The sequence below is a fragment of the Photorhabdus sp. HUG-39 genome (assembly GCF_963878365.1).
Lineage (GTDB): Bacteria > Pseudomonadota > Gammaproteobacteria > Enterobacterales > Enterobacteriaceae > Photorhabdus > Photorhabdus kayaii.
This window is the reverse complement of the sequence record NZ_CAWNWY010000064.1, coordinates 1-10,171: the sequence shown is the minus strand read 5'-3', so window position 1 is coordinate 10,171 and position 10,171 is coordinate 1. Positions and strand designations below refer to the sequence as shown.

Sequence of the window (10,171 nt, the reverse complement as noted above, 5' to 3'; positions counted from 1 at the left end):
GACTTTAAAACGTATTTTTTTGTGATACGGTCTTGTGAGTGCCCACACAGATTGTCTGATTAATTGTTAAAGAGCAGGCTGAAATAAAACGTGATATTCTCGTTCAGCCGGGCTGCGTATACTACGCTTTTCGCCCGCAGAGTCAAGCGCTTATTAGCTTTTTCTCTGCCCGACCTCACAATGTTTATCAGCGTTGTGTCGGTCAGTGGTGGCGCATTATAGGGAGCTCAGATTTTTATACAATACTTTTTTTTCACACCCACCATCAACAGGCGAATTCTTGTTCTTTTTGGGTAAAATTTCGACCACCATAGCCCTATTCAACAAGTTTCTTTCATTGCATACTGGTATTTTCCTCACTAAAATCTTATTTAAAGTAAATCTCCATTTTTTCATCAGAGGTATACATGTCCGAAACGTTACGCAGTTACCTTGGTATTCAGCCCAAAGTTGGTCAGAACGTTATGCTAGATTCATCTAGTGTAATCATTGGTGATGTTAGACTTGCTGATGATGTCAGTATATGGCCTTTAGTTGTCATCCGTGGGGACGTTAATTATGTATCTATTGGTACACGTACTAACATTCAAGATGGCTCTATATTACATGTGACACACAAAACGACAGACAATCCTGATGGTTTTCCTTTAATTGTGGGAGATGATGTCACTATCGGGCATAAAGTTATACTTCATGGCTGCACTATAGGTAATCAAATACTCATCGGTATGGGCTCCATCCTACTTGATGGTTCAGTGATTGAAGATAACGTTATTATTGGTGCAGGCAGCCTAGTAGCCCCAGGCAAGATATTAGAAAGTGGGTACCTTTATATTGGCAGCCCTGCCCGCCAGGTCAGAAAACTAAAACCTGAAGAATTAAAAGGGCTATGTTATTCAGCAAGCCATTACGTTAGCTTGAAAAATAACTATTTGCAGGAAGGTAATATGTAACGTCCCAAATGATCATCATCCTCGTTATTAATTACTAATTCGAATTCCTCTTCTATATCCCAACGATTTTGTCGAAAAAGGCTTAGTGGATGATGATCTTCCGTCCCATAACGGTATAAAAGCTCCTTGGCACTTATAACACATTGAACCAATAATCCATTTACCAATGCGGGAAAAACGACTATCTGCTCTTGCTCACTCCACTCTTCTCTATCAGGAAATTGGATAGATTGATTCACGAATGTAACTCCTGTTCCAATGTTAGCAACACAGGTGAAATTTCAGGCAATACACCATGCCATAATTTAAATGAATGAGCAGCTTGCCCCACTAACATCCCCAGCCCATCCGCATAACGAGAAACACCATGCTTCTTGGCAAAGGAAATAAAGGGCGTCAAATTAGCCTGGTAAAACATATCATAACAAACACAATTCTCATTAAACATGAATGGAGATATAGTAGGAATCTCACCATTAATACCAGATGCAGTCGCATTGATAATGAGATCAAACTCAGGACTATTAAGTGCTTTCATCTCAACAGGCCAAATATTGCCTATTGCCGAAAAATTATTAGCAACCTGTATAGCGCGACTAAACGTGCGGTTTGTAATTGTAATTTTACAACCAAATTCTAATAATGGAAATAAAACACCTCTGGCAGCGCCACCCGCTCCAATGATTAAAATATGTTGCCCTTGAGTAATAAACCCAAGTCGCATCAAATCTGTTAATAACCCTATACCATCCGTGTTATCACCAATCAATTGATTATTATTTAGTAATTTCAAAGTATTAACTGCCCCGCTGAGTCTTGCCCGTTCAGTCAACTCATTTGCCCGAATAAATGCCTGCTCTTTAAATGGCACAGTAATATTGGCTCCTATACCTCCCTGTTTAAGAAATGTATCCAATGCCTCTTGAAATTTACTCATCGGCACCAGAATTTTCCCATAACGATGCTCAATACCTGTCTGTCTAGCAAATAACTGATGGATACGCGGAGATTTACTATGCGCAACAGGATTACCAAAGACAGCAAATTGATCCATATTTATCTCCCCTTATCCTTGACGATAAAGCTCACCAGTTAAAGCATCCCGAATTTCTGAAGGGTTTTTCCGACCTCCAACATCTCCGTTTAATATAGGAAGCTTATCTCCAAACTGTTGTCTAACTTCTTCTGCTGTTCTGCATGGTTCAAGGCCATTCAAATTTGCACTGGTCGACACCAATGGTTTCCCATAAAAAGTACATAACTGTTTCACCAAAGGATGATCACTAACTCTGACAGCCAAGGTGGTGAATTGCCCTGTCAACCACTTAGGTGCACTGAATTTGGCAGGAATCACCCAGGTTACAGACCCTGGCCAACAAGCAAACATAGTTTTTTTTTGCTCTTCTGTCAGAAGCTTATCATCAAGATATGGTTGTAATTGTTCATAATTATCTGCGATAAGAATCAACCCTTTCTGCCAAGGACGCTTTTTTAATATAAGCAGTTCATTTACTGCTTTTTCACTATCAGGATCACATCCAAGTCCAAAAACAGCTTCAGTCGGATAGGCAATCACTTTTTCTGCTTTTAATGCAGTTAATACATTCTCAAATGCAGGTGATGCTTCATTGCTCATTTTATTACTCTGCTTAATTTATTTGCCGTTTTCCACACAACTTACTGGCACAAAATAACTTTATACCTTGTGATGTACGTTTTTCAACCAACAACGAATAAGAACAAAACTCACATTTCCCCGCAATTGGCTTATTATTTAATACAAACTGGCAATTAGGGTAACGGTTACACGCATGGAAAATTTTTCCGAAACGTGATTTCCTTTGGAGTAGTTGTCCTTGTTTACATTGCGGACAGGATATTAACGTCTCATCCGGTTTATCAATTAGTTCTGTATGTTCGCATTCAGGATAACGACTACAACCAATGAACATTCCATAACGTCCTTGGCACAAAATCAAATTGACTCCACACGAGGGACATAGCTGCCCTTCAAGTTCTTTTACCACATGACCATCACTTTGCCCTTTTAATGGACGAATATATTGACATGATGGATAACCAGAACATCCAAGAAATGGGCCATGGATACCATTACGCATAACCAACACAGAACCACATTCAGGGCAATATTTAGTTTCATCAGTGGAGAAAGGAACCATTTTTGCCATACTATTTTCACTCAAAAATTCATTCTCATATGACGTTGAACAGAACTCTGGAAATTCAGTTAATTTAACTCACACGCACATAACCACCAGCAACCACAGTCACCTTACCCAGTAATTCCAGCTCAAGGAGCTTTGTCATGACCTCAGTTATAGGCAATGAAGAACGCTGGGCAATAATATCAACAGGTGTTACTTCAGCGCCTACGTTAACTAGCACATCAGTAAATGGCAACTCAGTTTGCTCAAACTGCGGTTTTACTTCTTCCTCCGCTCTTTCCATATTCAACCATTGTAATGAACTGTAAACATGTTCCACAATATCCATTGCATTTGTAGCTAAATATGCACCTTGTTTTATTAACCAGTGATTGCCTTCGCTCACTGAACTCCCCAAAAGCCCTGGTAATGCAAATACATCTCTTCCTTGCTCAAGAGCACAGCGAGCAGTAATTAACGAGCCACTATTTTGGCCTGCTTCTACAACAATCACTGCTGAGCTTAATCCACTGATAATCCGATTTCTTTTAGGAAAGTTTTTTGCACGTGGTGGAGTATCCGGAAAAAACTCAGAAACAAGAGCACCATTCTCCTCAATTTGCTTTGCTAATGATCCGTGTCTATGAGGATAAATTTGACCAAGCCCACTACCTAATACAGCTACTGTTTTACCTCCACTATCCAATGCAGCTCGGTGACAAATACCATCAATACCGATAGCTAAACCACTAGCAATAACTAACTCATATCCAACTAGTTCACTTGCAAAAATTCTTCCCCATTTCTCACCATAATAGCTTGCTGTCCTGCTCCCTACCATCGCCACCTGCTTCTTTAAAAGAATATCTGGTTTTCCTGCCACAAAAAGCACAAGCGGAGGGGTATGTATCTGCTTTAATAGAGGTGGATACGAAGGATGAGAATATGTCAATAAATGGTGCTCTGGCTGTTCCAGCCACTTAAGACATGAAGCTAGTAAGATTTTATTTACTTTAGTAAATTGCAGACATTGTGCTGGCGATAATCCACTATCTTTCAACACAGTGAGATAACGACTCCCGGAATATAATAATTTTTCTGCAACATTTGCTGCTCTCTCTGTTGCCAAATGAGAAATCATCTTCATTCGCAACCATACTTCCATAGCTTCCATGTTGTCATCCTAGCTAAGATTGACGGACAAAACTAAACTGCTCAATTAGCAATCGATACTGTCAATCTAAACGGGAAATGTCTAGAATAGACATAGAATACCATTAACATTTTTGATGCAGATCTAAACATATATGTCAGTATTACAAGTATTACATTACCCAGACGAGCGGCTTCGCACTATTGCAACGCCTGTTAAAACAGTTGATGCAGAGATTCGACGTATCATTGATGATATGTTTGAAACTATGTATGCAGAAGAAGGTATCGGTTTGGCAGCAACACAAGTTGATATTCATCAGCGTATTGTTGTTATTGACGTATCAGAAACACGTAATGAGCGTCTCGTTCTGATCAACCCAGAATTACTGGAAAAAAGTGGTGAAACGGGGATCGAAGAGGGCTGTTTGTCTATTCCTGAACAACGAGCACTGGTGCCACGAGCCGAAAAAGTCAAAATCAAAGCCCTAGATTACAATGGCCAACCATTTGAATTACAAGCTGATGGCTTACTCGCAATTTGTATTCAGCATGAGATGGACCACTTAATTGGTAAACTTTTTGTGGATTACTTATCTCCACTGAAACGCCAACGTATACGCCAGAAAGTAGAAAAACTGGATAAACAAAAAGCCCGAACCAAGTAAATTATATTAATACAGGAAATAAACGTGTCTGATTCTTTACGTATTGTTTTTGCCGGAACACCTGATTTTGCAGCACGCCACCTAGAGGCTTTGTTAATGTCTCCGCATGAGGTGGTTGGCGTTCTAACTCAACCAGATAGACCGGCAGGAAGAGGTAAAAAACTGACACCCAGTCCTGTAAAGGTACTGGCGGAAGAACGTAACATCACCGTTTTTCAGCCAGCTACTTTACGCTCAGAAGAAAACCAACAATGGATTCTAAAACAACAACCTGATGTTCTCATCGTTGTTGCCTATGGATTGATCCTTCCCAAGGTTGTTTTAAATATTCCAGAATTAGGTTGCCTAAACGTACATGGTTCCCTACTACCACGTTGGCGAGGTGCAGCCCCCATTCAACGCTCACTTTGGGCCGGTGATACAGAAACAGGCGTAACAATAATGCAAATGGATATAGGTCTTGACACTGGTGACATGCTATATAAAGCAAGCTGCCCTATTACACCTGAGGATACCAGTGCCAGTTTATACGAAAAACTGGCCCATATTGGGCCAGATGCGTTACTCAAAACATTATCATTAATAACATCAGGTAAAAGTCAACCTGAAACTCAAAACGAAAATTTGGTTACCTACGCTGAAAAACTAAGCAAAGAAGAAGCCCGCATAAATTGGGAACTATCTGCAGCCCACCTTGAACGTTGTATTCGCGCATTTAATCCCTGGCCCATGAGCTTTTTCGAGATGGAAGGGCAACCTATTAAAGTTTGGAAAGCAGAAGCCATTGAAGAACAAACTTCGGTAGAACCAGGAACTGTATTAAAAGCAGACAAAGAAGGTATTTATATTGCTACTGCTGATGGAATTCTGAACATTACACAATTACAACCTGCCGGTAAAAAAGCAATGTCAGCAGCAAATCTACTTAATTCTAAACGTGAATGGTTTACGCCAGGCAATAAAATCAACTGAATACTATTTTATGCTGTAAGCTCTCTCACAAACTTTCTCTTAATGCTGGCTTTTGTTAGCTCTTTTAACTATGAAAAACACATATAATCTGCGAAGTATCACCGCAAAAGCAATCAATCAAGTTCTGGATCAAGGACAGTCTCTCAGTACAGTCTTACCCAAACTGCAACAAAATATAACTAATAAAGACAAACCCTTGTTACAGGAATTATCTTTCGGAGTGTTACGCGTATTACCACAGCTAGAATGGATAATAGGTCAACTAATGGCAAAACCATTAAAAGGTAAACAACGTATTCTTCATTACTTGCTTATGGTTGGGATATACCAACTTGCCTATACTCGTATTCCAGCCCATGCCGCACTTGCTGAAACAGTAAACGGAGCCGTAACTCTGAAGCATTCTCAATTGAAAGGGTTAATTAATGGCGTTCTTCGCCAATTTCAGAGACAACAGCTACAGTTAATGGAATATACACAAAATAATCCTAGCCACCACTTACACCCAGAATGGCTATTAACTCGAATCCAAAAAGCCTATCCACAACAATGGCAACAACTTATTAATGCTAATAATAAGAAACCCCCTATGTGGTTACGAGTTAATCGTATATACCATAGTCGGGATGAATATCTTACTCTTCTTCATAAATCAGGAATTGATGCAGAACCAGCGCCCGAATCACCTTCTGCTATCCGCATAATTTCCCCTTGCCCTGTAACAATATTACCTGGATTTGACAAAGGTTGGGTCACTGTCCAAGATTTATCCGCACAAGAGTGTGTCGAGTTACTAAAACCCATTAATGGAGAGAAAATTCTCGATCTTTGTGCAGCACCAGGAGGGAAAACAACATATATCCTCGAAATAGCACCAGAATCTCAAGTAGTAGCGGTAGATATTGATGAGCAAAGAATCAAACGAGTAAAAGAAAATCTCCAACGCCTTAACTGCCACGCTACAGTAAAAACCGGTGATGGACGCCACCCTGAACATTGGGCAGAGAACCAGCAATTCGACCGCATTCTTTTGGATGCACCGTGTTCAGCAACAGGAGTAATCCGTCGCCATCCTGATATCAAGTGGTTACGCCGCGAGGAAGATATTGCTCAATTAGTTCAATTGCAATCTGAGATTCTTGATGCAATCTGGCCATACTTAAAGAAAAATGGAACACTAGTATATGCAACCTGTTCCATTCTACCAGATGAAAATTACCAGCAAATCATCTCGTTTTTAAAACGCCACTCAGATGCAAAACTCGCGGGAACAGAGACAAGTGATTGTCTGGGAAAACAAATAATACCTGAGTTAAATGGTGGTGATGGTTTCTTTTACGCTCGATTAACTAAACAGTAATATATCTCTACAATTTATAGAGATAATTATTTGTTTGCAATAAGTTAGAAAATACTATGAAAATAATTATTCTTGGTGCTGGTCAAGTTGGCGGTACATTAGCTGAAAATCTGGTAGGTGAAAATAACGATATCACCATAGTCGATACTGATCCCAACCGTCTACACCAACTACAGGATAAATTCGATCTCAGAGTAGTCAATGGTCATGGTTCTTACCCCAGAGTATTAAGAGAAGCTGGTGCTGAAGATGCTGATATGTTAGTTGCTGTAACTAATTCTGACGAAACTAACATGATTGCATGCCAAATTGCTTATTCCTTATTCAACACCCCAAACAAAGTTGCGCGAATACGCGCAGCAGAATATATTCGTGAAGCAGATAAACTTTTTCTGCCTAATGATATTCCTATTGATTATCTTATTTCACCAGAACAACTTGTCATAGATTATATTTATAAACTAATTCAATATCCTGGTGCCTTACAAGTCGTTAACTTTGCCGAAGGCCGAGTAAGCATTGTTGCAGTAAAAGCTTATTATGGAGGCTCACTTGTAGGAAATGCACTTTCCTCACTTCGTGAGCACATGCCGCATATTAATACCAGAGTTGCAGCAATATTTCGTCAGGATCGACCAATAAGACCTCAAGGTTCTACAATTATTGAAGCTGATGACGAAGTTTTCTTTGTAGCTGCATCACAACATATTCGTGCTGTAATGAGTGAGCTTCAACGTTTAGAAAAACCCTACAAACGTATTATGATTGTAGGTGGTGGTAATGTGGGAGCTGGTCTTGCACTACGTCTAGAAAAAGATTACAGGGTTAAATTAATTGAACGAAATCAGCAAAGAGCTATAGAACTAGCCGAATTATTACATGATACCATTGTTTTCTATGGGGATGCCTCCGATCAAGAGTTATTAGCTGAAGAACATATAGAACAAGTTGATGTATTTATTGCTCTAACCAACGATGACGAGGCAAATATCATGTCTGCAATGCTTGCCAAACGCATGGGTGCTAAAAAAGCCATGGTTCTCATTCAACGTGGTGCATATGTCGATTTAGTACAAGGTGGTGTCATTGATATTGCAATCTCTCCACAACAAGCGACGATTTCCGCTCTGCTAGGTCATGTTCGCAAAGCAGATATTGTAAGCGTTTCCTCATTACGTCGTGGAGTGGCCGAAGCTATCGAAGCGATTGCTCATGGGGATGAAAATACGTCAAAGGTTGTTGGTCGAACTGTCGGTGATATTAAATTACCACCAGGCACTACAATTAGTGCAATAGCTCGCGGTGACGAAGTCATTATTGCTAGTGATTACAGTGTGATCGAACAAGGAGATCATGTAATTATGTTTATTACAGATAAGAAATTTGTCCCCGAAGTAGAGAAACTATTCCAGCCAAGCCCTTTTTTCCTTTAAAAGCCAAAGAAATCATTATACATCAGTCATATAAGTGCGGGCGGGGATATCAGGCGAAAAGCCCAAAGGACTTTAGGGCTGGCTATTGCGACGTATCCTGACTGAATTGATATCTGCCTGTAAAACAGGCTAATAATGAATACACTATCTCAATGAGCGCTGAATATGTTAAGAGCGACCAAAGTCCGCATCTACCCCACACCCGAACAGGCTAAGTATCTTAACGGTCAGTTTGGTGCGGTCCGTTTTGCGTACAACAAGGCGCTGCACATCAAAAAGCATACTTACAAACGTCACGGCGTGAGTTTAAATCCGCGCAAAGACCTCAAGCCCGCTCCTGGCGGTCGCAAAGAAATCACGCAAGTACGCCTGGCTCAAGGCATATGACGCCATCGCGTTACAGCAGGCGGTGATCAATCTGCATACTGCGTTTGATAATTTCTTCAATCCGAAGTTGCGCGCCCAATTTCCCACGTTCAAACGCAAACAGGGCAAGCAATCCAGCTATCACTGTGTTGGGGTGAAAGTGCTGGAGGGCGCGGTGAAGATCCCGCAATTGTCACCGATAGAAGCGCGTATACACCGAGAAATTGAAGGGGAAGTGAAGAGCATTACGCTATCCCGAACCGCCACGGGAAAATATTTCGCCGCTATCCTGTGTGACGATAGTAAGGATGCGCCAGAAAAGCCGGACGTTATCACCCGCGTAACAGGATGTGATATGGGGTTATCCCACTATCTTATCGAGTCGATCGGGGAGAAGGTCAATAACCGGCGTCACCTTATCAACGCCACCCGTGACCTGCGTCGAAAGCAGCAATCGCTGTCCCGTAAACAACAGGGCAGCGCTAACCGCGGTAAGGCCCGATTACGTCTGGCGGCAGTCCATGAGCGGGTAGCCCATGCCCGCTCCGATTTTCAACACAAACTCTCTCGAACAATGGTTGACGAAAACCAAGCGGTCATTGTTGAGACGCTGAAATCGGCCAACATGATGAAGGATCACCACCTTGCCCGCGCTATCGGGGATGCGGGCTGGCATGGCTTCCTCATGAAACTGGAATACAAAGCCGCGGCGGGCGTCCATCTGGTCAAACTGGATCAGTGGTTCGCCAGCTCGAAAACCTGCCATTGCTGCGGTTACAAAGTGCCGGAAATGCCGCTGCATAAGCGGATCTGGCAATGCCCGGTTTGTCATGTCGAACATGACCGAGATATCAATGCGGCGATCAACATCCAGCGCAAGGGCATAACCCGTCATTCCGCACCGTATTTCTGATTTAAAAATAATGTGATCTTACACAGGTTTTTTGTATTGATGACATCGGTGGGGTTGACGGTAATCGCCAATTTTGATCTATTACTTTTATTTGCCGGAAAGCGAATATGTCCACACCCATACCTGCCATTAAACGTCTCGATCATCTTGGCCTTATCGCCGCTTTTTGTCATGAAGCCGGTTTACCCC

General features: G+C 41.4%; 11 protein-coding genes and 1 pseudogene. 7 read left to right on the top strand and 5 right to left on the bottom strand.

The window, feature by feature from the left end; genetic code table 11:
- The first annotated feature begins 407 nt into the window (after positions 1 to 407).
- The gene (locus tag AAC155_RS23450; RefSeq protein WP_113044345.1) at positions 408 to 953 is read left to right on the top strand and encodes a gamma carbonic anhydrase family protein; all 546 of its coding nucleotides are present in this window, start codon (positions 408 to 410) and stop codon (positions 951 to 953) included.
- Here AAC155_RS23450 and AAC155_RS23445 read toward each other — a convergent pair.
- The 5 genes from AAC155_RS23445 to dprA all read right to left on the bottom strand — a co-directional run bounded on the left by AAC155_RS23445 (position 929) and on the right by dprA (position 4,292).
- Complete coding sequence (locus AAC155_RS23445; RefSeq protein ID WP_112879456.1) at positions 929 to 1,192, bottom strand: DUF1488 family protein; 264 nt, start codon at positions 1,190 to 1,192, stop codon at positions 929 to 931. The two genes, AAC155_RS23450 and AAC155_RS23445, sit on opposite strands and share 25 nt — an antisense overlap.
- A complete protein-coding gene (aroE, locus tag AAC155_RS23440; protein ID WP_113044344.1) occupies positions 1,189 to 2,007 on the bottom strand; it encodes a shikimate dehydrogenase in 819 nt (272 codons plus the stop codon). Before aroE ends, AAC155_RS23445 begins: the two co-directional genes overlap by 4 nt.
- A 12-nt stretch (positions 2,008 to 2,019) precedes the next feature.
- Positions 2,020 to 2,589 (bottom strand): L-threonylcarbamoyladenylate synthase type 1 TsaC, encoded by a 570-nt coding sequence (tsaC, locus tag AAC155_RS23435; RefSeq protein ID WP_113044343.1) that lies wholly within the window; start codon positions 2,587 to 2,589, stop codon positions 2,020 to 2,022.
- A 13-nt stretch (positions 2,590 to 2,602) separates the two neighbouring features.
- Entirely contained in the window at positions 2,603 to 3,142 is a 540-nt protein-coding gene (locus AAC155_RS23430; RefSeq protein WP_113044342.1) for a topoisomerase DNA-binding C4 zinc finger domain-containing protein, read from the bottom strand.
- A 64-nt stretch (positions 3,143 to 3,206) separates the two neighbouring features.
- Positions 3,207 to 4,292 carry a DNA-protecting protein DprA gene (dprA, locus tag AAC155_RS23425; protein WP_113044341.1) on the bottom strand — a complete coding sequence of 362 codons (1,086 nt, stop codon included), beginning with the start codon at positions 4,290 to 4,292 and terminating at the stop codon, positions 3,207 to 3,209.
- Between the two features lie 133 nt (positions 4,293 to 4,425).
- On the opposite strand from dprA, the gene def reads away from it, so the two are divergent.
- The 6 genes and pseudogenes from def to AAC155_RS23395 all read left to right on the top strand — a co-directional run.
- Entirely contained in the window at positions 4,426 to 4,938 is a 513-nt protein-coding gene (def, locus tag AAC155_RS23420; RefSeq protein WP_113044340.1) for a peptide deformylase, read from the top strand.
- A gap of 24 nt (positions 4,939 to 4,962) precedes the next feature.
- Positions 4,963 to 5,910, top strand: coding sequence for a methionyl-tRNA formyltransferase (gene fmt, locus AAC155_RS23415; protein WP_113044339.1), 948 nt, complete (start codon positions 4,963 to 4,965; stop codon positions 5,908 to 5,910).
- A 70-nt stretch (positions 5,911 to 5,980) separates the two neighbouring features.
- A complete protein-coding gene (gene rsmB, locus AAC155_RS23410) occupies positions 5,981 to 7,270 on the top strand; it encodes a 16S rRNA (cytosine(967)-C(5))-methyltransferase RsmB (protein ID WP_113044338.1) in 1,290 nt (429 codons plus the stop codon).
- Positions 7,271 to 7,326: 56 nt separating this feature from the next.
- On the top strand, positions 7,327 to 8,703 hold the full coding sequence (gene trkA / locus AAC155_RS23405; RefSeq protein WP_113044337.1) for a Trk system potassium transporter TrkA: 1,377 nt from the start codon (positions 7,327 to 7,329) through the stop codon (positions 8,701 to 8,703).
- A gap of 165 nt (positions 8,704 to 8,868) precedes the next feature.
- Positions 8,869 to 9,982, top strand: a pseudogene (locus tag AAC155_RS23400) (RNA-guided endonuclease InsQ/TnpB family protein).
- A gap of 107 nt (positions 9,983 to 10,089) precedes the next feature.
- A partial coding sequence (locus AAC155_RS23395) for a DUF4277 domain-containing protein (RefSeq protein WP_223121420.1) occupies positions 10,090 to 10,171 on the top strand: 82 nt, incomplete at its 3' end.

Coding starts and splice junctions, on each gene's coding strand:
- AAC155_RS23450 (WP_113044345.1), top strand. CDS start 408: ATGTCCGAAACGTTACGCAGTTACCTTGGTATTCAGCCCAAAGTTGGT.
- rsmB (WP_113044338.1), top strand. CDS start 5,981: ATGAAAAACACATATAATCTGCGAAGTATCACCGCAAAAGCAATCAAT.
- AAC155_RS23430 (WP_113044342.1), bottom strand. CDS start 3,142: ATGGCAAAAATGGTTCCTTTCTCCACTGATGAAACTAAATATTGCCCT.
- tsaC (WP_113044343.1), bottom strand. CDS start 2,589: ATGAGCAATGAAGCATCACCTGCATTTGAGAATGTATTAACTGCATTA.
- def (WP_113044340.1), top strand. CDS start 4,426: ATGTCAGTATTACAAGTATTACATTACCCAGACGAGCGGCTTCGCACT.
- dprA (WP_113044341.1), bottom strand. CDS start 4,292: ATGGAAGCTATGGAAGTATGGTTGCGAATGAAGATGATTTCTCATTTG.
- trkA (WP_113044337.1), top strand. CDS start 7,327: ATGAAAATAATTATTCTTGGTGCTGGTCAAGTTGGCGGTACATTAGCT.
- aroE (WP_113044344.1), bottom strand. CDS start 2,007: ATGGATCAATTTGCTGTCTTTGGTAATCCTGTTGCGCATAGTAAATCT.